24 protein-coding genes are annotated in these 25,648 nt (G+C 73.4%); 21 read left to right on the top strand and 3 right to left on the bottom strand.

Going from position 1 to position 25,648, the window contains the following annotated elements:
- The first annotated feature begins 22 nt into the window (after window positions 1–22).
- The 19 genes from ABT345_RS30430 (at window position 23) to ABT345_RS30340 (ending at window position 18,946) form a co-directional block, all read left to right on the top strand.
- Window positions 23–1,189 (top strand): acyl-CoA dehydrogenase family protein, encoded by a 1,167-nt coding sequence (locus ABT345_RS30430; protein ID WP_345080662.1) that lies wholly within the window; start codon window positions 23–25, stop codon window positions 1,187–1,189.
- A complete protein-coding gene (locus ABT345_RS30425; RefSeq protein WP_345080666.1) occupies window positions 1,186–2,169 on the top strand; it encodes an acyl-CoA dehydrogenase family protein in 984 nt (327 codons plus the stop codon). Before ABT345_RS30430 ends, ABT345_RS30425 begins: the two co-directional genes overlap by 4 nt.
- Window positions 2,170–2,548: 379 nt before the next feature.
- Window positions 2,549–3,322: an HAD family hydrolase gene (locus ABT345_RS30420; protein ID WP_386458568.1), complete on the top strand. Its 774-nt coding sequence runs from the start codon at window positions 2,549–2,551 to the stop codon at window positions 3,320–3,322.
- A 250-nt stretch (window positions 3,323–3,572) separates the two neighbouring features.
- The gene (locus tag ABT345_RS30415; RefSeq protein WP_345080672.1) at window positions 3,573–4,361 is read left to right on the top strand and encodes an AfsA-related hotdog domain-containing protein; all 789 of its coding nucleotides are present in this window, start codon (window positions 3,573–3,575) and stop codon (window positions 4,359–4,361) included.
- Between the two features lie 97 nt (window positions 4,362–4,458).
- Complete coding sequence (locus tag ABT345_RS30410; protein WP_345080675.1) at window positions 4,459–5,052, top strand: hypothetical protein; 594 nt, start codon at window positions 4,459–4,461, stop codon at window positions 5,050–5,052.
- Window positions 5,049–5,897, top strand: coding sequence for a hypothetical protein (locus tag ABT345_RS30405; RefSeq protein ID WP_345080678.1), 849 nt, complete (start codon window positions 5,049–5,051; stop codon window positions 5,895–5,897). The genes ABT345_RS30410 and ABT345_RS30405 overlap by 4 nt, the downstream gene beginning before the upstream one ends.
- Window positions 5,898–6,205: 308 nt before the next feature.
- Window positions 6,206–7,276, top strand: coding sequence for a 3-oxoacyl-ACP synthase III family protein (locus ABT345_RS30400; protein ID WP_345080681.1), 1,071 nt, complete (start codon window positions 6,206–6,208; stop codon window positions 7,274–7,276).
- Between the two features lie 2 nt (window positions 7,277–7,278).
- Entirely contained in the window at window positions 7,279–8,244 is a 966-nt protein-coding gene (locus tag ABT345_RS30395; protein WP_345080684.1) for a zinc-binding dehydrogenase, read from the top strand.
- A 255-nt stretch (window positions 8,245–8,499) separates the two neighbouring features.
- A complete protein-coding gene (locus ABT345_RS30390; protein WP_345080687.1) occupies window positions 8,500–8,754 on the top strand; it encodes an acyl carrier protein in 255 nt (84 codons plus the stop codon).
- A gap of 8 nt (window positions 8,755–8,762) precedes the next feature.
- Window positions 8,763–9,752, top strand: a complete 990-nt coding sequence (locus ABT345_RS30385; protein WP_345080690.1) for a beta-ketoacyl-ACP synthase III — start codon at window positions 8,763–8,765, stop codon at window positions 9,750–9,752.
- Complete coding sequence (locus tag ABT345_RS30380) at window positions 9,749–10,510, top strand: SDR family NAD(P)-dependent oxidoreductase (protein WP_345080692.1); 762 nt, start codon at window positions 9,749–9,751, stop codon at window positions 10,508–10,510. Before ABT345_RS30385 ends, ABT345_RS30380 begins: the two co-directional genes overlap by 4 nt.
- 64 nt (window positions 10,511–10,574) lie before the next feature.
- Window positions 10,575–11,348, top strand: coding sequence for an SDR family NAD(P)-dependent oxidoreductase (locus tag ABT345_RS30375; RefSeq protein WP_345080695.1), 774 nt, complete (start codon window positions 10,575–10,577; stop codon window positions 11,346–11,348).
- Window positions 11,349–11,407: 59 nt separating this feature from the next.
- Complete coding sequence (locus tag ABT345_RS30370; protein WP_345080699.1) at window positions 11,408–12,166, top strand: SDR family NAD(P)-dependent oxidoreductase; 759 nt, start codon at window positions 11,408–11,410, stop codon at window positions 12,164–12,166.
- 122 nt (window positions 12,167–12,288) lie between these two features.
- Window positions 12,289–12,771 carry a MarR family transcriptional regulator gene (locus ABT345_RS30365; RefSeq protein ID WP_345080702.1) on the top strand — a complete coding sequence of 161 codons (483 nt, stop codon included), beginning with the start codon at window positions 12,289–12,291 and terminating at the stop codon, window positions 12,769–12,771.
- Window positions 12,768–14,168 carry an MFS transporter gene (locus ABT345_RS30360; protein ID WP_345080704.1) on the top strand — a complete coding sequence of 467 codons (1,401 nt, stop codon included), beginning with the start codon at window positions 12,768–12,770 and terminating at the stop codon, window positions 14,166–14,168. The genes ABT345_RS30365 and ABT345_RS30360 overlap by 4 nt, the downstream gene beginning before the upstream one ends.
- Window positions 14,169–14,287: 119 nt before the next feature.
- Window positions 14,288–14,905, top strand: coding sequence for a cysteine hydrolase family protein (locus ABT345_RS30355; RefSeq protein WP_345080707.1), 618 nt, complete (start codon window positions 14,288–14,290; stop codon window positions 14,903–14,905).
- A 283-nt stretch (window positions 14,906–15,188) separates the two neighbouring features.
- The gene (locus ABT345_RS30350) at window positions 15,189–15,743 is read left to right on the top strand and encodes a hypothetical protein (RefSeq protein ID WP_345080710.1); all 555 of its coding nucleotides are present in this window, start codon (window positions 15,189–15,191) and stop codon (window positions 15,741–15,743) included.
- A gap of 642 nt (window positions 15,744–16,385) precedes the next feature.
- Entirely contained in the window at window positions 16,386–17,042 is a 657-nt protein-coding gene (locus ABT345_RS30345; RefSeq protein ID WP_345080713.1) for a phosphatase PAP2 family protein, read from the top strand.
- A 170-nt stretch (window positions 17,043–17,212) separates the two neighbouring features.
- On the top strand, window positions 17,213–18,946 hold the full coding sequence (locus tag ABT345_RS30340) for an enoyl-CoA hydratase-related protein (protein ID WP_345080717.1): 1,734 nt from the start codon (window positions 17,213–17,215) through the stop codon (window positions 18,944–18,946).
- Window positions 18,947–19,023: 77 nt separating this feature from the next.
- Here ABT345_RS30340 and ABT345_RS30335 read toward each other — a convergent pair whose 3' ends face one another.
- The 3 genes from ABT345_RS30335 to ABT345_RS30325 form a co-directional block, all read right to left on the bottom strand.
- Window positions 19,024–20,451 carry an MATE family efflux transporter gene (locus tag ABT345_RS30335; RefSeq protein ID WP_345080720.1) on the bottom strand — a complete coding sequence of 476 codons (1,428 nt, stop codon included), beginning with the start codon at window positions 20,449–20,451 and terminating at the stop codon, window positions 19,024–19,026.
- Window positions 20,452–20,717: 266 nt separating this feature from the next.
- Entirely contained in the window at window positions 20,718–21,134 is a 417-nt protein-coding gene (locus tag ABT345_RS30330; RefSeq protein ID WP_345080723.1) for a hypothetical protein, read from the bottom strand.
- Between the two features lie 116 nt (window positions 21,135–21,250).
- Window positions 21,251–21,871, bottom strand: coding sequence for an L-threonylcarbamoyladenylate synthase (locus ABT345_RS30325; RefSeq protein WP_345080726.1), 621 nt, complete (start codon window positions 21,869–21,871; stop codon window positions 21,251–21,253).
- A 133-nt stretch (window positions 21,872–22,004) separates the two neighbouring features.
- On the opposite strand from ABT345_RS30325, the gene ABT345_RS30320 reads away from it, so the two are divergent.
- Together ABT345_RS30320 and ABT345_RS30315 are read left to right on the top strand one after the other, a co-directional pair.
- Window positions 22,005–22,757, top strand: a complete 753-nt coding sequence (locus tag ABT345_RS30320) for a uracil-DNA glycosylase (protein WP_345080729.1) — start codon at window positions 22,005–22,007, stop codon at window positions 22,755–22,757.
- Window positions 22,758–22,943: 186 nt separating this feature from the next.
- Window positions 22,944–25,526: an ATP-dependent Clp protease ATP-binding subunit gene (locus ABT345_RS30315; protein WP_345080732.1), complete on the top strand. Its 2,583-nt coding sequence runs from the start codon at window positions 22,944–22,946 to the stop codon at window positions 25,524–25,526.
- Window positions 25,527–25,648 lie beyond the last annotated feature (122 nt).

Below are 25,648 nucleotides of genomic sequence, written 5' to 3'. Positions count from 1 at the left end.
CGGACTCCCCAAGGAGCACCCCATGCCCTTCTCCGCCCTCGACCTCAGGGCCGTACACCTTCCCCCGAGCGTCCGGCAGTTGCGACAGGAGGTCCGCGACTTCCTCACCGCGGAACGCGCCGCCGGCACCGTCCTCGGGCGGCCCGATTCCTGGCTGACCGGCTGGGACCCGGCGTTCACCCGCCGGCTGGCCCGGCGCGGCTGGGTCGGTATGACGCTGCCGCGGGCGTACGGCGGCGGCGGGCGCAGCGACCTCGAACGGTATGTCGTCATCGAGGAGTTGCTGGCCGCCGGCGCCCCGGTCTCGGCCCACTGGGTCGCCGACCGGCAGGCCGGCCCCACCATCCTGCGCCACGGCACCGAGGCGCAGCGCCACCGCTTCCTGCCCCGGATCGCCGCCGGGACGTGCTTCTTCTCGATCGGGATGAGCGAGCGGGACAGCGGCTCGGACCTGGCCTCGGTGCAGACGCGCGCGGAGCGGACCGACGGCGGCTGGCGGCTGACCGGCACCAAGATGTGGACGGGCGGTGCGCACGTCAACGACCACGCGATCGTGCTCGCCCGGACCCACGACGCCGAGGACCGGCACGCCGGGCTGAGCCAGTTCCTCGTCGATCTGCGCGATCCCCGCGTCCACGTCGAGCCGATCCGGCTGCTCAGCGGTGAGCACACCTTCAACTCCTGCCGTCTGGAGGGCGTCGAACTCGCCCCGGACGCCCTGCTCGGACGCCCCGGTGACGGCTGGCGGCAGGTCACCGGCGAACTGGCCCTGGAGCGCAGCGGGCCCGAGCGTTTCCTGTCCACGCTGCCGCTGCTGACCGCGCTGGTGGAGCAGGTGCGGCGAAACGGCGGGGGCGACCTTGGGCAGCAGGCCCGGGTGGGCCGTCTCACGGCGCGCCTGTCGTCCCTCAGGCAGCTGTCGTTGGGGGTGGCGACGGCGCTCGCGGCCGGCCGGCCGGCCGACGTGCAGGCGGCGCTGGTCAAGGATCTCGGGACCCGCTTCGAGGGCGAACTCGTCAACGAGGTCCGCGAGATCCTGCCGACCGCCGCCCGCTCCGACGCCACCCCGGGCAGCTACCCCGAGCTGCTGGCCACCGCGATTCTGCACGCGCCGGGGTACACGTTGCGCGGCGGCACCAACGAGATCCTGCGCAGCATCATCACCCGAGGTCAGGAGAGGTCCCGATGAGCACCGAGTCCCCCGCCGCACACGCCGCCGGCGCCCTGCCGCCGCTCGGCACCTCCCCGGCCACCCTGGTGGCCCTCGCTCAGGAGGCCGGCCACGGCGGCGCCCCGGGGCCGCTCGCCGAGACGTTGCTCGTCGCCCGCCCGCTGCTGGCCGCGGCCGGGATCGCCGTCCCGGACGGGCCGCTGACGGTTGCGAGCGGCCCGCTCGATGTGCGGTTCGCCCATGTGGACACCGGCAGCCGGGTCGGACCGGTGGGAGCGGCGGGCACCGACGACGCCCTGCGGGTGAGCGGCACGCTGCACCGGGTGCCGTGGGCGCGCGCCGCCGGCGCCGCGGCCGTGCTGACCGAGGGACCGCACGGCGGACCGGTGCTCCTCCTCCTGGAAGCCGCCGAGTGGCGGCAGGTGGCGGGCACCAACCTGGCGGGCGAGCCCCGGGACGACCTCGTCCTGCTCGATGTGACCGTCCCCGCCGAGCGGGTCCGCCGCGTTCCGAAGGCGCTGGTGAGGGAGGCCGCGTGGCGGTGTGGCCTGGCGCGCGCCGCCCTGATCGCCGGTGCGGCCCGCCGCTGCGTCGAGCTGACGGTCGCGCACACCGCCGCCCGCCGGCAGTTCGGCCGGCCGCTCCGTCAATTCCAGGCGGTCAGGCAGGAGGAGGCCAAACTCATCGAGGAGGCGGCTCTGGTCGCCGCGGCCGTGGAGGCGGCCGCGTCCGCGCTGGTTGGGCCGGATTCCGCCGAGTTCCCGGCGTGGGTCGCCGCCGCGCAGGCCGCCGCCTCGGTCGCCGAGATCACCCGGATCGCCCACCAGCTGCACGGCGCGATCGGCTTCACCCAGCTCAGCCCGCTCCACCTGGCCACCACCCGCATGTGGTCCTGGCGCGACGAGGACGGGGGCGAACGGGCCTGGCAGCAGCGGCTCGGCCGGCAGGTGCTCGACGGGGACGGCGACCGGTTGTGGCGGCAGGTGACCGGCGGCTGACCTGCGGCCGGCCGGGCCCGCGGACACCTGATCGCCGACCGGCGGACCGGTGTCCGCGGGCCCGGCCGTGCCGCCGCACCGTCCGCGGGCCGTACCGCACGGCGCCGGGGCCCGCCGGACATGCCCCTTCGCCGGTGCGGAGGCGTACGGAGTTGTCGTCCCGGATGTTTCCCGTCAGCCCCGGAAAGTTTGCCCGCCACTTACCGGCAACGCTTGTACGGGAGACCTCCCCGACTTTTGAAGCTGGCCGAAAGGTAAGCTGCGTCGGCTCCTGTGAGGGCTGAGACTGAAGGGACACGACACGCACTTCGGTGATGCCTGGCCCACGGGATTTCCTTCCACCCGGGTGGATTTGCATCGCCCGACGAAGGTAGGCGCTGTGAGTGATGGGGCCGGATTACCACCGGAATTCACACACGAGGGATACGCCGTGCGGGAACGGCGTCCGGCGGGCGGAAGCCCGCGGTCCGCAGCATTCTTCGATGTCGACGAAACGCTCATCACGGTAAAAAGTATGTTTGCTTTTCTGCGCCACTGGCTGGCGCGGAACGGGGACGACGGCACGCTGTACCGGCGAAGAGCCGACGCGCTACGGGAGATGGCCGCGCGGCTGCCCCGCGAGGAGGGCAACCGCGCCTACTACACCTTCTTCGCGGGCGTGCCCGCCGCCGGACTCCTGGCCGCCGGCCGGGAGTGGTACGCCGCCTACCGGATGGGGCCGGACGCGTTCGTCACCGCGACCGTCCGCGCACTCGCCCGTCACCAAGCCGCGGGCGACCGCACCGTCCTGGTCTCGGGCGGCTTCGCCGCCTGTTTGGAGCCGCTCGCCGAGGACCTCGGGGTGGACCTGATCCTGTGCTCGACTCCGCTGGTCAGCGCGGACGGAACGCTCACCGGCGAGGTCGGGACGGCGATGATCGGCAAGGCCAAGGCCGTCGCCGTCGACCGGACGATCGCCGAGTTCGGGCTCCCGGCGGCGGACTGCTGGGCGTACGGGGACCACTCCAGCGATCTCGGCATGCTGTCCTCGGTGGGGCACCCGGTGGCCGTCGGGGACGACCCGGTGCTGTGCGCCCACGTCCGGCGCCACGGCGGCAGCGTCCTGCCGATGACGGGCGGACGCCGGGACGGAACCGGAAGAACGGACCCCTGAGCACTCCGCTTCCCGCATTCCCCCTTCCGGAAAAGGGGAAGAAGCGTGACCACGACGTGAATCTCACGCGCGGCCCCCGGAAAGGCGCACCGCTACGCCGCTCCTGACCGCTTGTCGGGTGCGGCAGGAAACGCCTCGGCGGTGCCTCCGGAGCACTTTGCGGCCTCTCCCGGAATTCAGTGGCGCACACACCGTGCAACGGCGCACGGGTGCCGGCGCCTGCCGGCCATGTGATGAATGGAATTCTCGCATGTCAGAAAGTGAAACCACCGCCCTCTTCATCGTCGGCGACCGTTACGGTGCTTTCGCCGACCAGACTTCCGCCGTTACCGTCTCCCGGTTCATCGACCAATTACGGGCCGGCGCATACCGGAACGCGGACGGCGGCAACGCCCTGCTCCTCGCCGAGGGACAAGGGATCACCGCCTACGACTGGGACCGTATACAAGAGGAATTGCAGCGCTGCGACTCCCCCCGGCGCACCGTGATCGAACGCAGCCCGCGGGGTCGGCTGGGCAACCACACCGAGACGCACAAGCACCGCGAGAGCAATGTGCTCCTCGCGGGGCTGACCCGCCGCTCCGAGACCTCCTTCCGCGCCTGCCTGCGGCTCCACAACGACCAGGAGATGCAGCTCGATCACCAGGCGAGCCATGTGCAGGGCATGGTCGTGCTGGAAGCCGCGCGGCAGATGTATGTCGCCGTGTGCGAGCGCTACTACACCTGCCGGCGGCCGGAGCACCGCTACAGCCATGTCTTCGCCCGCCTGGAGACCAGCTTCCGCAACTTCCTCTTCCCGCTGGAGGCCACCCTCGACTGCGAGGTCCTGCGGGCGGACCTGAGCGACCCCGAACTGCTGCTGTTCGACCTGGAGGTCACTCTCCGGCAGGCCGCGCTGCACGTCGCCACCGTACGGATGACGGGTACGGCGCTGCCCGGTGCGGTGATGGCGCGCAAGGAGCGCCGCGGCGCCGAGCGGGCCGTGCGGTACGCGCTCAAGCGGCTGCCCGCGCCGCCCGGACTCGCGGCCGCCGAATGACCCGCCGGACGCGACCGGCAGCACCCCATTGCCATGGACCTCATGAAAGGGAACGCGTGCGATGACTTCCCCCCTGCTTCTGGTGACAGAGGTACCCGTGGAACGAGAGGCCTCCCGGGAGGCGCTCGCCCGCTGGCAGGAGCACACCCGCGCCGCCGGGGAGAGCGGCAGCGTGCTCTACGAGAGCACGGAGGCGCCGGCCATCCTGGAGCTGACTCCGCTGGCCCGCCTCGCCGATCTCACCGCCCACACCGACCGCCACAAGGAGCTGCACACCGCGCTGGCCCCGCTGTCCACCGGCGATGTCCGCCGTCAGGTGCTGGAGTTCGTGACGGCGCCGAAGCCCGCCGCCGGAGAGCTGCCGGACACGCCGTACCTCCAGCTGCGCCATGTCGAGGTCAGGCCGCCGGTGCACGAGGAGTACCTGACCTGGCGGGAGGGGACCATCTTCGCCGAGGTCCTCAAGTCCGAGCGGATCGAGGCGTTCCTCGCGTACCACTCCCTGCTGAGCACGGAGCCCGGCGTCCTGTTCCTCTCCGGGTTCTCCTGCCCGCCCGAGGAGTACCTGCCGACGTTCGCGTCGGAGCGCTATGCGGAGATCGCCCGGCAGGCGCACCCCCGGTTCGTCACCGACGAGGGGCTCTACACCCGGATCTACCGCCGGGTGTCCGGCGGGGAGGCCCTCCGATGACGCATTCGCGCTCGTACGAGCTGAGCATGACGACGCAGGGCCCGCTCTATCCGCCGAGCGAGGTCATGAACGCCGACGGGCATTTCGTGGTGATCGGCGGGATCAACCGGGCCCGCTCCGCCGGAGAGGTGGCGACCGAGTGGGGACGGGCGCTCGTCGCCGCCGACAGCGTGCTGCCGCCCTTCGGGACGAACGCGCCCTACCGGATCGTCCGGGAGCTGCCCTCCGCGCTTTCCGCGAAGGACGCGGAGATGGTGCTCTGCACCTTGCCGCTGCCCCTGCCGTGCTCGAACTACACGGCCGTGATGGCCCCGGAGCAGCAGCCCGATCCGTTCTCCGTGGTGCGCCCGAGCCATCCGTTCCACCAGGTCCCGATCCCGGACCTGCAGCCCGAGGACGGGCCCAAGGTGACCGAGCCGGTGACGCTGGGGCAGTGGGTCAAGGCGCGCGGGCGCCTCACGGTGACGGTGGCGGAGGAGGGGACCGCGGCGGATTTCCGGGGGACGTTCCACGGGCTCATCCCGAACAGCCTCTACACCGTCATGGCGATCCGCCGCCGCGACCTCGATCCGGACGGCCCGTCGCACCCGAGCCCGTTCGGTGTCCCCAATGTCTTCGTGGCGGACGAGGAGGGCAACGGCAGCTACTACGCCCGGCTCCCCCACCCCTTCCCGGCGCCCGGCTCCCCGGCGGCCGGCAACCGGATCGTCAACTTCGTCGTCCTCTGGATGAGCTACCAGATGAGCTACGGCGGCGCCGTGGGCCACCACGGCCTGGGCTCGGACATCCATGCCCAACTGCGCCTGCCGACACCGGGATTCGGCGAGTTCGTCACCCATCCCTGACACCCGGCCGGTAGCCCCGGTACGGGTTTCGCTCCCCGGCGCCCGGCGCGCCGGGCGCTCCGCACTCCCGTTCCGCCGTGCCGCGCTCCGGTCCCCGGGCGCGGAGCCGTCGCGCCCGTACGGCCGCCCGGACCGGCGGCCGTGCCGCGCGCGAGCCGCGGCAGCGGACGTACCGCACCGACGCCGGAACAACGGCAAGGCCCGACAGCCGCCGCAGTCACCGCATGCGCCGGAATTCCCCTGCGTATCGCCAGGGAAAAGACGGCCTTTCGCCGCCCCGCCACCAGTTGACCGAACGGAGTTCTCCCATGCCGCACGGCCTGATTCCGACGACACGAGAAATACCCGGGGAAAAACCGGCCCCCCGGCCGCCGAATCCCGCGGCCGGACTCAAACGCCCCGTCGGGATCCACTCGACCGGCCTTTACGTACCGCCCCGGGTGGTGACCAACGAGGAATTGACCCGAACGCTCGACACCTCCGACGCCTGGATCACCTCCCGTACCGGAATCAGGGAACGGCGTTTCCTGGAACCGGGCATGGCCACCTCGGACATGAGCATCGAGGCGGCCCGGCAGGCGCTGTCCCGCGGTGGCGTCGCCCCGGCCGAGCTGGACGCCGTCGTGCTGACGACCTTCACCCCGGACCAGCCGCTGCCCTCCACCGCGCTGATGGTCAAACAGGCGCTGGGCGCACACCGCGCCATCCCGTTGGACCTCACCCAGGCGGCCTGCTCCGGCGGGATCTACGCGCTGCTCGTCGCCGCCCATCTCCTGCAGAACGACTCCTACTCCCGCATCCTGGTCATCGGTGCCGACGCCGGATCGCGCGCCACGGACCCGCAGGACCGCGGCACCCGCGTCTTCCTCGGTGACGCCGCCGGTGCGGTGCTGCTCGGCCCGGGCGCCCCGGGCTTCGGGCTGCTGTCCTGGGACACCGGCGACGAACTCTCCTACGACGTGGAGATCCCCGCGGGCGGCTCCCGCCGGCCCGCCGGCCAGGAGGCCGCCGGCGGCCGTGACCAGTACCTGAAGATGCTCGGCAAGTCCGTGTGGAACATGGCCACCGGCCGCTTGCCGCACAGCATCCGGCAGACGGCGCTGCGCGCCGGGGTGGAGCTGGACGAGGTGCGGTACTTCCTGCTGCACCAGGCGAATCTCAACATCATCAACGAGGCGATGCAGAGCCTCGGGGTACCCGCCGAACGCGCGCCCACGACCGTTGGCCGGTTCGGCAACACCGCGGCGGCCAGCATGTTCACCGTGCTGCACGAGGCCATGGCGGGCGGGGTCCGGCACGGCGACCTCCTGATGATGTCCGGGATCGGCGCCGGCTTCCTGTGGGGCTCGGCCTGCTTCCGGTACGACGGGCGGGGTTGAGCATGCTCGCCGTATCGGCCGTGCGCACCGACGCCCAAGACCCGCTCGGCTGCCTGGACGTGGGCGAGCGGGGCGAGCCCGTGGCCGCCGCCGGCTGGACGACCGTGACGGTCCGCGCCGCCGCGCTCAACCGCCACGACCTGTGGACCCTGCGCGGCGTCGGCCCCTCGTACCAGCGCATCCCGGTCATCCTCGGCTCGGACGCCGCCGGGGTGGACGAGGAGGGCAATCCCGTCATCGTCCACTCGGTCATCGGGGACGGCGCACGCCCCCGCGGGGAGGACGCCGGTCCGCGCTGGTCCGTGCTGGGCGAGCGGCACGACGGCACGTTCGCGGAACGGGTGGCCGTGCCGCGGGGCAACCTCGTGCCCAAGCCGGCGGGCCTGTCCTTCGAGGACGCCGCCTGCCTTCCCGGGGCCTGGCTGACGGCCTACCGCATGCTCTTCGACCGGGCGGCGCTGGAGCCCGGCGCCACCGTCCTGGTGCAGGGCGCGGGCGGCGGGGTCTCGACCGCCCTGATCGTCCTCGGGTCGGCCGCCGGGTACCGCGTCTGGGTCACCAGCCGCAGTGCGGGGCGCCGCAAGCAGGCCGAGGCGCTCGGCGCCGAGGCGGCCTTCGCGCCCGGTGCGCGGCTGCCGTCCCGGGTGGATGCCGTGATGGAGACGGTGGGCGAGGCCACCTGGGAGCACTCGCTGCGCAGCGTCCGCGACGGCGGGCGCATCGTGGTCAGCGGCGCGACCACCGGAGCGCTGCCGCCCGCGGGGCTGGACCATGTCTTCTTCCGGCAACTGACCATCGCCGGCTGCACGCTCGGCAGCCGGGACCAGCTGGCGCGGCTCTCCCGCTTCTGCGTACGAAGCCGGCTCACGCCGGTGATCGACCGGGTGCTGCCGCTGTCCCGGGCGCGCGAGGGCTTCCGGGCCATGTCGGACGGCGCGGTCTTCGGGAAAGTCGTCCTCACCCCCTGAGAGAAGGGGGTGAGGGAAATCCAAGGGAAGGGAGACCGGCCCGCTCGTCGCGCAGCATGCGAAGAATTCGCGACGCCTTCGCCCGGGTAATTCCACCGGCCCCCTTTCCCTGCGGGAACGGGCTGTCCGGCATGCCGGAAAATGCTTTTCCGGGTACGGCGGACAGGGCTTGACGGTCATTTATTCACCGGTATAGCTTCCGGTTCGCACGCCGTTCCGGTCATCGAAATCCACCCTCAAGGAGCGTGATTTTCCATGGCAGTTCCCTCTCGCGGCAAGGAATCCGTCAACGCATTCGTCCTCGATGTGCTGGAGAAACTCGGCATCGACCGGGAGCAGATCACCCCCGACGCCTCGTTCGACGACCTGGGGGTGGACTCGCTCCATGTGACGGAGCTGGGGCAGGCGGTCAACAGGGAGTTCGGCATCGAGGTGCACGCCGCGGACCTGGAGGAGGCCCAGAGCCTCCGGGAAGCGCTCAACGCCATCTACGCGAAGGCCGGCCTCTAGGGGGTGCCATGACCGTCACACTTGCCGGCGCCGGGGCGGCGCTGCCCGAGCAGGTCCTGAGCAATCACGACTTCGTTCACCTCGACACCTCCGACGAGTGGATCGTCCAGCGCACCGGCATCCGGGAACGCCGCCGGCTGGCCGCGGACGCCAGCCTGGCGGAGCTGGCCACGGACGCCTGCGCCCGGGCGCTGGCGGACGCCGGCGTCGCCCCGCGCGACATCGGGCAGGTGGTCGTGGCCACCTCCACGGCCGACCGGATCAGCCCGGGCATGGCCGTCGAGGTCGCGACCGGGCTGGGCATCGACCGGCCGGCCGCCTTCGACGTCAGCGCGGGCTGTTCCGGGTTCCTGTACGCGCTGGACCACGCGAGCGCGGCGATCGAGTCGGGGCGCGCCGACCACGTCCTGGTCTGCGGCGCCGAGGCGCTCTCCCGGATCACCGATCACACCGACCGCAACACCGCGGTGCTGCTCGGCGACGGCGCGGGCGCGGTCGTCGTGTCGCGGACGGACGGCGGGCTGCGGCCGTCCTTCGCGCTCGGCTCCGACGGCAGGCGGATCGACCTGCTCTACGTGAAGCAGGACAAGTTGCTCCGGATGCGCGGGCGGGAGATCTTCGAGAGCGCCGTGGACCTGATGGCCGGCCACACCCAACTGGTGCTCGAACGGTGCGGCCTCGGCCCGGACGACCTCGATCTCTTCGTCGCCCACCAGGCCAACGCCCGGATCGTCCACGCCGTCCGGCGCCGCCTCGGCGTCCGCGCCGACCGGGTCTTCCTCAACGTCGACAAGGTCGCCAACACCTCCTCCGCCTCCATCCCGCTGGCCCTCGCCCATGCGAGGGAACAGCAACTGCTGCACCCCGGTGCCGTCCTGGGGCTGACGGCCTTCGGCGCGGGCCTCTCCTGGGGCGCCGGCGTCATCACCTGGCAGAGCCCGGCCGCCGCGCCCGGGCAGGCGCGGGACGAGCTGCCCGCCGGCCGGGGCGTGCGGTGAACATCGCGGGCAGCGTCGCGCTGGTCACCGGCGCCACCTCCGGTCTCGGGCTGGCCACCGCGGAGCGGTTCCTGCGGGCCGGTGCCCGCGTCGTCCTCCTGGGTCCGTCGCGGGCCAAGGGCCGGGCCGTCGCCGAACGGCTCGGCGGCAAAGCCGTCTTCGTCGCCGCGGACGTCAGCAGCGAGGAGGACGTCGGCGGTGCGCTGGACGTCGCCCAGGAACTGGGCACGCTGCGCACCGTCGTCAACTGCGCCGGCATCAGCAACGCCGTCAAGACCGTCGGCCGCCGCGGGGTGTTCCCGCTGGCGGACTTCAGCGACGTCATCCGGGTCAATCTGATCGGCACGTTCAATGTGATCCGGCTCTTCGCCGAGCGCGTGGGGCAGGCCGACGTCATCGGCGGTGAGCGCGGCGTCGTGATCAACACCGCCTCCGTCGCCGCCTTCGACGGCATGACGGGCCAGGCCGCGTACGCCGCCTCCAAGGGCGGCATCGTCGGCCTGACACTGCCGGTCGCCCGCGATCTCGCCGCCCTGAAGATCCGCGTGGTCACCATCGCTCCCGGGCTGTTCGACACCCCGATGCTCGCGAACGTACCGGCGGCGGCGCGCGCCGAACTCGGCTCCCGGACGCCGCATCCCGCCCGGCTCGGCGCCCCGGCCGAGTACGCGGAGCTGGCGCTGCACATCGTGGCCAACCCGATGCTGAACGGCGAAACCATCCGTCTCGACGGAGCCCTCCGCATGGCTCCGGGGTGACGCACCGCCCCCGAGTACCGCCCCTGGGTACCACCCCGACGAACTGGAAAGGAACGGTCTGGACATGACCGATAAAGACGGCATTCTGTCCGGCAAGGTGAGTCTGATCACCGGTGCCAGCAGCGGCATCGGCGCGGCCGCGGCGCGGGTCTTCGCACACGAGGGCTCCGCCGTCGTCCTCCTCGCACGCCGCGAGGACCGCCTGGCGGCCCTGGTCGAGGAGTTGCGGCAGGCGGGCCTGGCTGCGGAGTACGTGGTCGCCGACGTGAGCCGGGCCGCCGACATGCGGCGCGCCGTGGACTTCACCGTGGAGCGCTTCGGCCGGCTCGACGCGGCCTTCAACAACGCGGGCTACGCCACCGGCCGCACCCCGCTGCACCTGATGGCGGACGAGGCGTACGACCCGGTCATGGACACCAATGTCCGCGGCCTCTTCAACTGCCTGCGGCCGGAGATCGCGGCGATGCTGGAGAAGGGGGGCGGTGGCGCGATCGTCAACACCAGCAGCGTCGGCGGGCTGGTGGCGTCGCCGGTCGCGGCCCCGTACATCGCCTCCAAGCATGCGGTCATCGGGCTGACCAAGGCCGCCGCCGCGGAATACGGCGGCCAGGGCATCCGGGTCAACGCCATCGCCCCCGGCACCACCCGCAGCGAGCTGGTGGCGCAGTGGTACGCCCAGAACCCCGAGATGGAGAAGGAGTTGCACCGTACGACGCCCCAGCCGCGTACGGCGGATCCCGAGGAGACCGCCGAGGCGGCCGCCTGGCTGTGCAGCGACCGCAGTTCCTATGTCACCGGTGCGACCTTGCCGGTCGACGGCGGCTTCACCGCGCTGTAGCGGGCCGCGCGCCCTCCCGTTCCCTCTTCCTCCCCTCCCCTCAGCCGAAGGAGAATGTCGTGATCGGTCGCCTCGAAGGCAAGGTGGCGGTGGTCACCGGTGCCGGATCCGGTATCGGCCGGGCCGTCGCCGAGCGGTTCGCGGCGGAGGGCGCCGCGGTCGCCGTCTGGGACGTGAACGCACAGGACGCCGCCGGTACGGTCGATGCGGTGCAAGAGCGCGGCGCGCGGTCCGCGGCGTACGCGGTTGACGTCGCCGACAGCGCCTCGGTCGGCCGGGCCGCCGCACGCACGCTGGCCGCGTTCGGGCGGGTGGACGTGCTGGTCAACAACGCGGGCGTCTTCGACCACTACGCATCGGTGCCGGAGACGAGCGAGGAGCAGTGGGACCGCGTCCTGGGCATCAACCTCAAGGGCATGTTCCTCGTCACCAAGGCGCTGCTGCCCGCGCTCCTCGACGGCGGCGGCACGGTCGTCAACACCTCCTCGATCTCCGGGGTGGTGGCGGGCGGCGGCGGGATCGCCTACACCTCGTCCAAGCACGGCGTGCTCGGGTTCACCCGGCAACTCGCCGCCGACCACGGCGCGCAGGGGGTGCGGGCCAATGCGATCCTGCCGGGCGCCGTGGAGACCCCGATGACGCGGCCGATCCTGGAGCGGGGGGACGCCGCCGTGCTGGAGACCGTCCGCAGCGTGCCCGCCCGGCGGCATGCGCAGCCCCCGGAGATCGCGCACCTCGCGCTGTTCCTCGCGAGCGACGAATCCTCGTTCGTGCACGGCGCCGGCTACGTCATCGACGGGGGCTGGACCGCTCTCTGACGCCGCGGCACCGCTGCCTTCCGGGCCCCCGATCGCCACCGCCTCCGCAAATGGACAGGTAGCCTGAAGAGATATATTGTGCAGGCTACCTGTTCACTTGGCGAAGTGGTGATGACGGACCGATGGATCTGGCAGCGTTGGCCATGGACCTGGATTTCGCGATGCGCCTGCTGCGCGGCCGTATCCGGGCCGAGTCGGGCGTGGAGGCCGAAGGGCTGTCGCGTCCCCAACTGACGGCGCTCTACCGCGTGGTGCGCGAGGGGCCGATCACCACGAGCGAACTGGCCGCCCTGGAGTACATGCGCCCCCAGTCGATGGCGCAGACGCTGACGGGGCTGGAGGAGGCCGGTCTGATACGGCGCAGCCCCGATGAGAACGACGGCCGCCGGGTGCTGCTCTCCGGTACGGAGCGCGGCAGTGCGCTGGTGACCGATCTGCTGGAGTTGCACGCCCGTTGGCTCAGGGCGGCGATCGAGGAGGAGCTGTCCCCCGAGGAGCAGGAGCAGCTGGCGGCGGCCGTGAAGCTGATGGGACGGCTCGTCGAGAGCACCGTCGGCCCGGTCGTGAGCATGCGCCGCAGGGGTGTCCACGGGGGTGCGCGGTGAGCGGTGAGTTAACCCGCGCCACGACGGCGGCGGCCGGCGGCCCGGTGCGGACACCCGGGTGGCGTCTGGTCGCCCCGCTGCTGGTGGGCTCGGCCCTCAACCCCATCAACAGCTCCATCCTGGCGACGGCCCTGGTGCCCATCGCCAAGTCGCTCCGGGTGGACATCGCGGCGACCACGGTGCTCGTGTCGTCCCTCTACCTCGCCAGTGCGATCGCCCAGCCCACGATGGGCCGGCTCGCCGAGCGGTTCGGACCGCGGCGGGTGTTCCTCGCCGGGCTGTGCCTGGTCGGCGCGGGCGGTGTCCTGGGCACCCTGGCGCCGGATCTGGCGACGCTGACCGTGGCCCGGGTGCTGCTCGGCATCGGCACGGCCGGTGGCTACCCCACGGCGATGATGATCGTGCGGCGGTTCGCCGAGCGCCATCCGGAGGTGAAGGTCGGCGGCACGCTGGGCGCGCTGTCGGCCGCCGGGCTGGTGACCGCGGCCGTGGGGCTGCCGATCGGCGGCGCGCTGGTGGCGGTGGCGGACTGGCGGGCGACGTTCCTGGTCAATGTGCCGATGGCGCTGATCGGCATCGTGCTGACCCTCTGCTGGGTCCCGTCCGACGGCGGCGCGACGACGCGCGCCTCGGCGTCGTTGCTCAGCCGGCTGGACCCTTTGGGCATGGTCCTGTTCGCCTCCGCGGTCACCTGCGCGCTGCTGTTCTGCGGCGATCTGGCCCACCCGGACTGGCTGATGCTGACCGCGACCCTCGTGGCGGCCCTCGCGCTGGTGCTCTGGGAGCGCAGGGCCCGGCTGCCCTTCATCGATGTGCGGATGCTCGCCCGCAACCGCCCGCTGAGCATGACCTATCTGCGCGTCGGGGCCACCTTGCTGGTGCCGTACTGCATCCTCTACGGCCTGTCCCAGTGGCTGGCGGAGAGCCGGGGGATGTCGGCCATCACGGTCAGCCTCCTGCTGCTGCCCATGTCGTTCCTGGCCTCGGTGGTCACCGTCCCGTTCTCGCGCCGGCAGCTCGTCCGCGGACCGCTGATCGCCGCGGCGGCCGCGGCGCTGGTCGGGTCGCTGGCGATGGTGACGTTCGGCCGCGGCACGCCCGTCGTCGTGATCGCGGCGGTGACGCTGCTGTTCGGGGTGACGACCGGCCTGGGCTCCGTCGGCAACCAGACCGTCCTCTACGCCCAGTCCCCCGCCGAACAGGTCGGTGTGGCCTCGGGGTTGCTGCGCACCTCCACCAACCTCGGCGCCATCATGTCGGCGAGCCTGGTGAGCCTGGCGCTCGGCAACACCGCCGGCGACGCGGGGCTGCACGTCCTGGGGTTCGCGCTGGCCGGGCTCGCCACGGCGCTGTTGCTGGCCACCGTCCTCGACAAGCTGCCGGCGCACACCCGTTGACCCGGGTGCGGGTCTCTCCGCCCGCGCCCCGGCCCCACCCGGCGGGCCGCTGCAGTCGGGCCCGCGCCCGACGCCGGGACTGTGCACGTCCGTTGGAGCGATCGAAAGGAAAGACCACGATGACCGACGCCCTCACCTTTACGCCGCACCGCACGGCCTTACTGCTCATGGATCTGCAGGCGGGCATCCTCGGCCTCCTCCCCGACCCTGCCGAGTTGGTGCAGCGGGCCAAGCAGGCCAGGGAGGCGGCCACGGCCGCCGGTATCCAGGTCGTTTATGTACGGGTTGCCTTCACCGAGGAGGACTACAAGGGCATCTCGGAGTACAACAAGACCTTCGCCCCGGCGGCCGCCCACCACCTCTTCGCGGAGGGTTCCCCGGAGACCGTCATCGCTCCCGAGGTCCAGCCGGGGCCGCACGACGCGATCTTCACCAAGACCCGGACCGGCGCGTTCAGCACGACGCACCTCGACGCCTTCCTGCGGGAGCGCGGGATCGACACTTTGGTCCTGGCCGGGGTCAGCACCACGGGCGTCATACTGTCCACCGTCCGTGACGCGGCCGACCGCGACTACCGGGTGATCGTGCTCTCGGACGTCTGCGCCGACCCCGACGCGACCGCCCACCACACGCTGCTCGAATCGGTCTTCCCGTCGCAGGCCGACCTGCTCGACGGCAAGTCCTTCGCCGACAGCCTGATCGCGCCGCACGCGGACGGAGCCGGCCCGGCCACGTGACCGACCGCGTCCCCGGCCGTGGCCGAGCGCCCCGGAACCCGGCTTTGTACGAGGAACGGGAGTGCGCATCGGCCGGGTGCCGGCGGGCGCGGCTTTGAGCTGTGACGCCGGCCGGGGGTCACACGGCCCCCGGCCGGCACCCACTCGTCGGACGGCGCCGGCACGGCCTCCGCCACCGGGATCGCTCCCGCCATCGCCGGCCGGGACCGGCCCACCCGGGGACCGGGCCACCTGGGGCACGGCGCCGTCGGGCAGTGGCACCCAACTACCGTGGAGGCGCCGCATGGCGATCCGGATCAGGATCGGTGACTACGAGCGGGTGACCGGCGACCCGCTGAACCGGCACTCGATCGGCTACTTCCCCCGTATGACCGAGCGCGAGGCATGGGACGCCGGCCGCGGGGTGTGGCGCCTGGACCTGCGGATGGTCCGGCGCGAGCGGTACGCCCTCATCGTGGGCGAGGGCCGGGTGCGGGCCATCGCCGAGATCACCGACGTGACCGTGCACGGCACCGACCGCGGCCGGAAGAAGGCGCTGTGGGGCACGCTCCTGACGACCGGACACCCGATCTACGACCGCTACGCCCACCAGGTCGATCCGCTGCACAACGATTCGCGCAACAGCGTCGCCTACGGCGAGCTGCCCGAGGAGGTACGGCTGCGGGCCCGGCACTGCGCCTGCGGCTGCGGTCAGCCCACGGAAGGGAACTTCGTCCCCGGCCATGCGCTGCGCGCCATCCAGGCACGGATACGGGAGCACTTCGGCGGCTCGGCGCTCTCCTTCCTCACCTGGCTGGACAACGAACTTCCGGCCGAGGAGCACTCCTCCCGGCCCTGACCCGCCCGGTCAGGGCGACCGGACCGCCCTGGCCCGTCGCCTCCTGCCCGGGCAGCGCCTGCGGGGACCGGGAGCCGGAGCCGATGCGGTCCCCTCGGCGCCGGGACCGCTGCCCGATACCGCGCCCGACAGCGGCGGCGCACCGCCGGCCGCTGCGGGGCGCGCTACCCTTACCGCTGGTGACGCCCCAGGTGGGAGCGTTACGCGGCGGTGGGGCTCGCCGTACCCGAACTGCGGCGTCGTCGCCGCCAACAGTCCCTGCTTGCGCGACAGACGCGCCCGCTTCCGGGCGCCCGCGAGTAGGGAGTGGTGCGTCGTGGTGTCCCCACGGAGGCGGGCCGGGCGGAAGTCCGCGCGGGATTTCCCGGTGCGGCCCTGCGGCCGGGGCCCGCTCATCACCGGCGCTCCGCCCGACGTCGCGCCCGGCCCGACGACTCCCCCGCACTCCCCACGCTCCCCGCACCGCTGCCGTGCCCCGGGTGGTGCGGCGTGGCGCTGAAGCGCGGCAACCCGCCCCGTGGGCCACCGCGCGACCCGCTCCCCCACCTTGCGCCGTGCCCGCCCCGTCCCGCTCCCGGCGGGCCCCGGGCTCCCGTGCCCGTGGCCCCGTCACGTCCCGAACCACCGGAGAACACACACCCCATGCCCTCCTCTCCCGCCGCCGCACCCGGTCTGAACGGTGCCGCGATCGACGGCGACTGGTACACCTCCGTCACCGATCTCGCCCACCGGACCCACTGGCTCAACGGCCCGGCCTTCGCCTGGACCAGCTACGGCATCGCCGTCTTCGCCGTCCTCCTGCTGGCCGGCTGGTGGCTCGCCCGGGGCGCCGACGACCGCACCATGGCCGCGGCGCTCTTCGCCCCCGTCGCCGTCGCCCTCGCCTATCTGGTCAACGACGCCGTCAAGTCCTTCTTCCAGGAGCCCCGCCCCTGCCGGGCGCTGCCGCACGACTTCCTCATCGAGCCCTGCCCGCCGGCCACCGACTACGCCTTCCCCAGCAACCACACCACCGTCGCGTTCGCCGTCGCCGCCGCCCTCTTCTTCGTCCACCGCCGCCTCGCCGCCGTCACGGCCCTCGCCGCGGTACTCATGGGCGCCTCCCGCGTCTACGTCGGCGCCCACTACCCCCATGACGTCGCCGTCGCCGCGCTCGCCGGCTCCTGCACCGCCCTCCTCACCGTGCTCCTCGCCCGCCGCCTCGGCACCCCGCTGGTGGCCGCCCTGCGCGGCGGCCGGTTGGGCCCGCTGCTGAACGCGCCCGCGCCGCGCCGGCACCGGCGGCCCCGGACCCCGTAGCCCCCGCGCGTCCGGTGTCCCCTCCCCGCCGTCGCGCCGCCGGCACGGTGTCCGCCGGCGTCCGGCCAGGTGACCCGGCGGGCGGGGCTCGGCGCCTGCCGGGGCCGGGCGGGTGATGATCGCGGCAGCCGGGCCGGTATCGGTGCGGGCCCGGCGGTCGGGAGGTAGCGGTGCACATCCTGCTGATCGCGAGCGCGGTCAACAGCCTCACCCAACGCGTCTTCGCCGAACTGGGCGAGGCGGGCCACACCGTGGCGGTGGAACTGGCGCTGGGCGAGGAGTTCCTGCGGGACGCCGTGCGGCGGCACCGGCCGGAGGTGATCGTCGCGCCGGTGCCCACCACCGCGATCCCGCGGGACATCCGGTCCGCGTATCCGTGTCTCGTCGTCCACCCGGGCCCGGTGGACAACCGCGGCCCGTCGTCGCTGGACCGGGCGATCCACGAGGGCGCCCGCGAGTGGGGCGTCACGGTGTGGCAGGCCGGTGCGGAGGGGGACGCCGGGGACGTCTGGGCGTCCGTGCCCTGTGTGCTGCCGCCGGTCGGCAAGAGCGATCTGTACCGGGGCGAGATCGGCGACGCGGCGGTCGAGGCGGTGCTGCTCGCGGTCCGGCGGTTCGCCTCGGGCGGGTACCGGCCCCGGCGGCAGGAGGGTGCCGGACGCGTCCGGCCCCGCTTCGATGGGAGCCTGCGGCGTATCGACTGGGCGTCGGACCCCACCGCGACCGTGCTGCGCACGCTGCGGGCGGCGGACTCGCAGCCGGGTGTGCCGGATGCGTTCGGGGGCGAGGAGTGGTATCTGCACGGCGGCTGCGGTGAGGACACGCTGCGCGGCCGCCCGGGCGAGATCCTGGCCACCCGGGCGGGCGCGATCTGCCGGGCGACGGTGGACGGCGCGGTGTGGATCCCCGAACTGCGGCCCCGGCGGCGCCCGGGCGGCCCGGCCACCTTCAAACTGCCGGCCACCCTCGCGCTCGGCAAGCGGCTGCCGCCCGTCCCGGAGGTCCCCGCCCCGCTCCGACTCCCCGGGCACCGGCGGACCTGGACGGACATCCGCTACCGGGAGGACGGCGCCGTCGGCTTCCTGCACTTCTCCTTCCCCGGCGGCGCGATGAGCACCGAGCGGTGCGAGCGGCTGCTCGCGGCGTACCGCTTCGCCTGTTCCCGGCCGACCCGCGTCCTGGTGCTCGGCGGCGGCCGGGACTTCTTCTCCAACGGCATGCATCTGCACGTGATCGAGGCCGCCGCCGACCCGGCCGTGGAGTCCTGGGCGAACGTCACCGCCCTGAACGACCTGGTGGAGGCGGTCTTGACCACCACGGACCGGCTGGTCGTCGCCGCGCTCGGCGGCAACGCCGCGGCGGGCGGGGCGATGCTGGCGCTGGCGGCGGACGAGGTGTGGTGCCGCGGCGGGGCGCTGCTCAACCCGCACCACCGGCTGATGGGCCTGTACGGCTCCGGGTACTGGACGTACACCCTGCCCCGCCGGGTCGGCACCGGGCAGGCGGCGCATCTGATGCGGCGCGCGCTGCCGGTGACGGCGGCCAAGGCGCTCGGCCTCGGGCTGGTGGACCGCGTCGTCGACTGCGCGCCGGAGGAGTTCGGCGGCGAGGTGGCCCACCTCGCCGCGCGGATCGCCACCTCGTCGCCCATCCAGCGGCGCGTCGAGGCCAAGAAGGCGGTCCGGGAGCGGGACGAGGCCGTCAAACCGCTGGCCGCCCACCGCGCGGAGGAGCTGACGCGGATGCGCCGCGCCTTCTTCGACCCGGGCGCTCCCTATCACGCGCTGCGCGGCGCCTTCGTCCGCAAACGGCCGCCGCGGAGCACCCCGGAGCATCTGCGGGAGGCCGCGCTGCGGAGTGCCCCGCGCGAGACGGCGCAGGCCCGGTCGCCGGCCGGCGGGTGAGGCCGTCGCCGTCCCGGCGGCGCCCGGTCGGCCGAACCGTCCGCGGGGCCCCGCCCGTTCCGGGTCCGGACGGGGCGTCAGATGCGCTGGACGCCGTCCTCGCCGGCCGGCTCCGGTGCGGGCTGCGCGGCGATGAGGTGGTTCTCGCCGGCGGCCACGGCGCGGCGGATGCGGCGGAAGTAGACGAGGCCCATCACCCCCTCGTACAGGGCGTAGACGGCCCAGACGAGCGTCACGTAGCCGGAGTTGCCGCGGTGGGTCAGGGCGAGGGCGAGGATGGTGGGGATGCTCAGGGCCCAGACGACGCCGATCCGGGTGAGCAGGACGAAGCGGGTCAGGCCGAAGCTCTCCAGGACGGCGCCGCCGACCATCGAGAAGAGGAACGCCACCGCGTACATCCACACCACCCGCGACGCGGCGACCGCGGCGTCCGTGGTCGCCGCGTCGGCGCCGTCGAGGCCGAACGGGGCGAGCAACAGCGTCGGCAGGAAGATCTGGAAGAAGGCGATGACCAGGACGTATGCCACGCCGACGGCGAGCGTGGCGCGCAGCAGGGCCGGGATGCGGGCGTGGCGGCGGTCGCCGACGGCGTTGCCGGTCAGCACGGAGCAGCCGACGCCCAGGCCGATCAGCGGGATGATCGCCACGTAGTTGAGGGAGAGCACGACGTTGTTGGCGGCGAGGGCGACGGGGCCAAGGAGGCCGGCGATCCATACGACGGAGGTGTGGCCCAGCTCCTCCAGTCCGCCGGCGCCGCCGGCCGGGGCGCCCTTGCGCAGCCGGCGGCCGAGCAGCGCGGCCACCGTCCGCACGCCGCCCGCGGCCAGCCGGGCGAAGCCCGCGTAGAAGGAGCGCGGCAGGCGTACCAGATAGCCCACGAGCATCGTGGTGACGGCGAGGAAGGTGGCGATGCCCGAGCCGCGCATGCCGAGTTCGGGCAGTCCGAAGGCGCCGAAGACCAGACCGATGTCCATCACCACGCCGACGGCCTGTCCGACGAGGCCGACGGCCATCGGGACGCGGGTGCGGCGGGTGCCGTTGAAGTACGAGGCGAGCGCGGTGTTGACGGTCATCACCGCGCCGAACCGCACCGACCAGGCCAGGAACACCGACTCCAGCGCGGTGCTCGCGGCCGGGCGGTCGCTGAGCTGCGGGATGCGGACGATCAGCGGGGTGGTGAGCAGCAGCGCCGCGGCCAGCCCGAGGGCGAGGAGGACGCCCGCGGCGCCCTCCTCGGCGGCTCCGTCGCCGTCGCCGCGGCCGTGGGCCTGGGCGACGTACGAGCGGGTGATCCCGGCGATGCCGGTGACGCACATGATGAGCGTCATGCCGGTGAAGACGGCGGGCCCCGAGGCCATGAGGGTGGCGTCCGAGTAGCGGGCCAGCGCGATGCGGTCGACCAGCATCATCACCAGATTGCCGGCCATGCCGAACATCAACGGCAGCGACACCTGGACCACTTCACCGACGAGGGCCGGATCGGGCCGGACCCGCACCCCCCTCACGCCGCGGCCCCGGCGAGCGGTGCGTCCACGGTGGCTGCGGTGTGCTGCATGGCCGGACATCCCTGCGGTGTCGGGGGCGGGCGCCCCTGCCGGGCGGCCGGGGCGCGGTGGTACGCGCCGAGCGTAGCGGCGGCGCCGGGTGCGGTGCGGGCAGCGGGGGCGGACGGCACGAGCGGCGGGCGGCTGCGCGCCGGGACCGGGGCCGTTCCGGACGGAGCTCACACCGCCGGGCGTGCTCCGCCGCTCCGCCCGGCGGTCCGGCGGGGCTACGATCGGGCGATCTCTTGCCGGAGTTGGTGGGTGAAGCGGCTCAGCAGGTCCAACGTCTCGCGGAACTCGGCCCGGCGGTCGTCGCTGCCGTCGGTGGGCCGGGTGCTCCAGACGCGGCGGGCGAGCGCATCGGCGAGGCCGACGGTCTCGTCGGCGCAGAGGAGGTAGAGGGCCGAGCGGGCTTCCTGCATCCGGTTCGCCAACTCGTTGGCGCCCGGGCCGTCGCCGCTCAGCCGGGTCTCCTTCAGGTGGTCCAGCAGCTGCACGACGGCCGTGTTGAAGCCGGTCCCGGCCTTGAGCTTCTGCTCGCGCAGCCACATGCGGTCCTGCCGACGCGCGGTGAACCACGCGCCGAACACCACCCCCAGCAGGCCGATGACGGCCCCGACGGCCACGGAAAAGATGTTCCCCACGGTCAGCTCCCCCCGACGTACGACGACATCAGGCTACCGAGGCCGTCGCAGGCGCCGCGGCCGAGGAGCGCGGTCACCCGTGCCGAGCGGGCCGGGCGGCGCCGCGGCCGGCGGGGTCAGGCGAAGCGGTCCGGGTCCCCCGCGCCGTGGCGCACGATCTCCGGTGTGCCGCCGGAGAAGTCGATGACGGTGGTGGGCACGGTGCCGCAGTCACCGGAGTCGACGACCGCGTCGACGACGTGGTCGAGGCGCTCCTTGATCTCCCAGCCCTGGGTCAGCGGCTCGTCCTCGTCGGGCAGCAGCAGGGTGCTGGAGAGGATCGGCTCGCCCAGTTCGTCCAGGAGCGCCTGGGCGACCGTGTGGTCGGGGATGCGGACGCCGACCGTCTTCTTCTTCGGGTGCTGGAGCTGGCGCGGCACCTCGCGGGTGGCCGGGAGGATGAAGGTGTAGCTGCCGGGCGTGGCCGCCTTGAGCGCGCGGAACACGTCGTTGTCGATCTGTACCAGCTGGCCCAGCTGCGCGAAGTCGCGGCAGACGAGGGTGAAGTGGTGCCGGTCGTCGAGCTGACGGATCGACCGGATCCTGGCGACGCCGTCCCGGCTGCCGATCCGGCACCCCAGCGCGAAGCAGGAGTCCGTCGGGTACGCGACGAGCCCGTCGGAGCGGATCAGCTCGGCGACGGTGCCGAGGGTGCGGCGCTGGGGGTTGTCGGGATGTACATCGAAATACTTCGCCATCCGGCGAGTGTAGTTCGCCCTCCGGCGAGTGGAGGGGGTGGCGGCGGGGTACCGGGCGGCGGCGACGGGCCGGATCCGGCGGGCGCCGGACGGAGGCGGGGCGCGGGCCGGGTGGCGGTTCTACGGTGTGGGGATGGACGAGGCCGATGCGGGATTCCCGGCGTACCGGGCGGCGCGCTGCGCGGACGTGGCGGAGCTGGACGCGGTGGTGACCGGCTGCCGGGCCTGTCCGCGGCTGGTGGCGTGGCGGGAGGAGGTCGCGTCGGTGCGGCGGGCGGCGTTCCGGGACGAGGAGTACTGGGCGCGGCCGGTGCCGGGGTTCGGCCCGGCCGACGCGTCGCTGGCGGTGGTGGGACTGGCCCCGGCGGCGCACGGCGGGAACCGTACCGGGCGGATGTTCACCGGGGACGACGCCGGGGACTTCCTGTTCGCCGCGTTGTACGCCGCGGGGCTCGCCTCGCAGCCGGCGGCGACGCACCGCGGGGACGGGCTGGAGCTGTACGGCGTGCGGATCACGGCGCCGGTGCACTGCGCGCCGCCGGAGAACCGGCCGACCCCCGTCGAGCGTGACACCTGCCGGCCGTGGCTGGCGGCGGAGCTGGCGCTGCTGGCGCCGGGGTTGCGGGCGGTGGTGGTGCTGGGGGCGTTCGGCTGGCAGGCGCTGTGGCCGGTGCTGGCGGCGGCGGGGTGGCGGCTGCCGCGCCCGCGGCCGGCGTTCCGGCACGGCGGGCTGGTGACGCTGGACGGCGGGGGCGGCCGGGGCCCGCTGCACGTCCTGGGGTGCTACCACCCGAGCCGCCGCAACACCTTCACCGGGCGGCTGACCGCGCCGATGCTCACCGAGGTGCTGGAGCGGGGCGCCCACCTGGCCCGGGGCGCGGGGTGACGGGCCACCTCCCGGCGGACCGGCGCGCCGGGCACCGGCCGCGGCGCGCCCCGTCCACATGCGGACCGCCCCGGTCACCCTGATCCTGAAGCAGGGGCCGCCGTCCGGCGTGTGCGCGCCCGCGGTGGCCGGTATCGGATCCGACAGGCAGCATGTCGCGGCACCGTGACAGCGGAACGGACACAGATGAGCGACGGATTCATGGGCCCGGAGGGCTTCGAACCGGACCCGTTCGGCGACTTCCTGGGACGCGTCTTCGGCCGTTCGGGCGGCTCCAGCCGGATGCCGATGCAGGCGGACATCGCCCGGCTGATGAGCGCCGGCGCCCGCGATCTGGTGACCTCCGCGGCGACGTACGCCGCCGATCACGGCAGTGCGGAGCTGAGCACCGAGCATCTGCTGCGGGCCGCGCTGACCGCGGAGCCCACCCGCAGCCTGGTGCGGCAGTCCGGCGCGGACCCCGACGCGCTCGCCGCGGACATCGACCGCAGCGCGGGGACGGGGCCGCAGCAGTCGCGGGTGGCGGTGACGCCGGCGGTCAAGCGGGCGCTGCTGGGCGCGCACGACATGGCGCTGGGCAGCGGAGCGTCGTACATCGGGCCGGAGCATGTGCTGGAGGCGCTGGCGGCCAACCCGGACTCGGCGGCCGGGCGGATCCTGAACGTCTTCCGCATCGATGCGCAGCACGCCGAGCGGAACCTGCCCCCGGGCCATCCGCCGCCCCCGCCGGAGCCGGGCGCGCCGCCGCGGCACGAGACGCCGACGCTGGACAAGTACAGCCGTGATCTGACGGAGCTGGCGCGGGCCGGGCGGATCGATCCGGTGATCGGGCGCGGGGCGGAGATCGAGCAGACCGTCGAGGTGCTGTCGCGGCGCGGCAAGAACAATCCGGTGCTGGTCGGCGACGCGGGCGTGGGCAAGACCGCGATCGTGGAGGGGCTGGCGCAGCGGATGGCCGACGGCGAGGTGCCCGAGACGCTGGCGGGGCGGCGGGTGGTGTCGCTCGACATGACGGGCGTGGTCGCCGGGACGCGGTTCCGCGGCGATTTCGAGGAGCGGCTGAACACCATCATCGAGGAGGTGCGGGCGCACTCCGATGCGCTGATCGTCTTCATCGACGAGCTGCACACCGTGGTGGGCGCGGGCGGCGGTTCGGAGGGCGGCAGCATGGATGCGAGCAACATCCTCAAACCGGCGCTGGCCCGCGGTGAGCTGCACGTCATCGGCGCCACCACGCTGGAGGAGTACCGGCGGTACATCGAGAAGGACGCCGCCTTGGCCCGCCGTTTCCAGCCGCTGCTGGTGCCGGAGCCGGACGTGGCGGACGCGGTGGAGATCCTGCGGGGGCTCCAGGACCGTTACGAGGCGCACCACCAGGTGCGGTACACCGACGAGGCGCTGCTGGCGGCGGTGGAGCTGTCCGACCGGTATCTGACCGACCGGTTCCTGCCGGACAAGGCGATCGATCTGATCGACCAGGCGGGCGCCCGGGTCCGGCTGCGTTCGGGCACCAAGGCGGCGGGCGTACGGGGCATGGAGCGCGAGGTCGAGCAGCTGACCCGGGACAAGGACCAGGCGGTGGCGGCGGAGCAGTACGAGCGCGCCACCGAGCTGCGGGACCGGATCACGGCGCTCACCGAACGGATCGGCGCGGGCACCGGCCCGGCGCCGGGCGACGACCGGGTCGTGGAGGTCACCGCGGCGGACATCGCCGAGATCATCTCGCGGCAGACCGGCATCCCGGTCAGCAATCTCACCGAGGAGGAGCGCGAGCGGCTGCTGGGCCTGGAGGAGCGGCTGCACGCGCGGGTGATCGGGCAGGACGACGCGGTCGGCGCGGTGTCGGAGGCGGTGCTGCGCTCGCGCGCGGGGCTGGCCGATCCGCGGCGTCCGATCGGCAGTTTCCTGTTCCTGGGGCCGACCGGCGTGGGCAAGACGGAGCTGGCGCGGGCGCTGGCGGAGGCGCTGTTCGGCAGCGAGGAGCGGATGGTGCGGCTCGACATGAGCGAGTACCAGGAGCGGCACACGGTGAGCCGGCTGGTCGGGGCGCCGCCCGGGTACGTCGGCCACGAGGACGCGGGGCAGCTGACGGAGGCGGTGCGCCGCCATCCGTACGCGCTGGTGCTGCTGGACGAGGTGGAGAAGGCGCACCCCGATGTGTTCAACATCCTGTTGCAGGTGTTGGACGACGGGCATCTGACCGATGCGCAGGGCCGGACCGTCGACTTCAAGAACACCGTCATCGTGATGACCAGCAATCTGGGGTCGGAGGCGCTCAGCGGCGGCCGGGGCACGCTCGGGTTCGGCCCGTCGGGCGGGGACGGCGACGACGGGGCGCGGGAGCGGGCGATGGCGGCGCTGCGGACGCACTTCCGGCCGGAGTTCCTGAACCGGCTCGACGAGATCATCGTGTTCCGGCAGCTCACCGACGCCCAGCTGCGGGAGATCACCGCGCTGCTGCTGGACGCGACGAGCCGCCGGATGCGGGCGCAGGACATGACCATCGAGTTCTCACCGGAGGCGGTCGACTGGCTGACCCGGCGCGGGCACCGGCCGGAGTACGGTGCGCGGCCGTTGCGGCGGACCATCCAGCGGGAGATCGACAACGCGCTCTCCCGGCTGGTGCTCGACGGCGCGCTCTCCGCCGGTGACCGGATCCGGGTGGAGATCGAGGACGACCGCCCGGCGTTCCGTACGACGTCCGGCGGGGACGCGGCGGCGGGCGGCGCCACGGCGGAGGGGAGCCGCGAGGGGCCACCGGCCGGATGAGGGACCGGCGGCCGGGCGGGGGCCGCCGGACCGGGCGCCGCGCGCACCCCGACCACCACGACCATTTCTCCCGCTTCACACCCGTTTGTCGCCACCGCTGCCGGGTACCACACAGGCACGGG

The organism is Streptomyces sp. NPDC000404 (assembly GCF_040300365.1).
Taxonomy (GTDB): Bacteria; Actinomycetota; Actinomycetes; order Streptomycetales; family Streptomycetaceae; genus Streptomyces; species Streptomyces ramulosus.
This window is presented reverse-complemented; position numbering and strand designations above follow the sequence as displayed.

Excerpts from the sequence above, each read along its gene's own strand:
- ABT345_RS30375 (WP_345080695.1), top strand. The coding sequence starts at position 10,575 with ATGACCGATAAAGACGGCATTCTGTCCGGCAAGGTGAGTCTGATCACC.
- ABT345_RS30390 (WP_345080687.1), top strand. The coding sequence starts at position 8,500 with ATGGCAGTTCCCTCTCGCGGCAAGGAATCCGTCAACGCATTCGTCCTC.
- ABT345_RS30315 (WP_345080732.1), top strand. The coding sequence starts at position 22,944 with ATGAGCGACGGATTCATGGGCCCGGAGGGCTTCGAACCGGACCCGTTC.
- ABT345_RS30425 (WP_345080666.1), top strand. The coding sequence starts at position 1,186 with ATGAGCACCGAGTCCCCCGCCGCACACGCCGCCGGCGCCCTGCCGCCG.
- ABT345_RS30325 (WP_345080726.1), bottom strand. The coding sequence starts at position 21,871 with ATGGCGAAGTATTTCGATGTACATCCCGACAACCCCCAGCGCCGCACC.
- ABT345_RS30345 (WP_345080713.1), top strand. The coding sequence starts at position 16,386 with ATGCCCTCCTCTCCCGCCGCCGCACCCGGTCTGAACGGTGCCGCGATC.
- ABT345_RS30400 (WP_345080681.1), top strand. The coding sequence starts at position 6,206 with ATGCCGCACGGCCTGATTCCGACGACACGAGAAATACCCGGGGAAAAA.
- ABT345_RS30385 (WP_345080690.1), top strand. The coding sequence starts at position 8,763 with ATGACCGTCACACTTGCCGGCGCCGGGGCGGCGCTGCCCGAGCAGGTC.
- ABT345_RS30350 (WP_345080710.1), top strand. The coding sequence starts at position 15,189 with ATGGCGATCCGGATCAGGATCGGTGACTACGAGCGGGTGACCGGCGAC.
- ABT345_RS30415 (WP_345080672.1), top strand. The coding sequence starts at position 3,573 with ATGTCAGAAAGTGAAACCACCGCCCTCTTCATCGTCGGCGACCGTTAC.
- ABT345_RS30395 (WP_345080684.1), top strand. The coding sequence starts at position 7,279 with ATGCTCGCCGTATCGGCCGTGCGCACCGACGCCCAAGACCCGCTCGGC.
- ABT345_RS30365 (WP_345080702.1), top strand. The coding sequence starts at position 12,289 with ATGGATCTGGCAGCGTTGGCCATGGACCTGGATTTCGCGATGCGCCTG.
- ABT345_RS30405 (WP_345080678.1), top strand. The coding sequence starts at position 5,049 with ATGACGCATTCGCGCTCGTACGAGCTGAGCATGACGACGCAGGGCCCG.
- ABT345_RS30430 (WP_345080662.1), top strand. The coding sequence starts at position 23 with ATGCCCTTCTCCGCCCTCGACCTCAGGGCCGTACACCTTCCCCCGAGC.
- ABT345_RS30320 (WP_345080729.1), top strand. The coding sequence starts at position 22,005 with ATGGACGAGGCCGATGCGGGATTCCCGGCGTACCGGGCGGCGCGCTGC.
- ABT345_RS30355 (WP_345080707.1), top strand. The coding sequence starts at position 14,288 with ATGACCGACGCCCTCACCTTTACGCCGCACCGCACGGCCTTACTGCTC.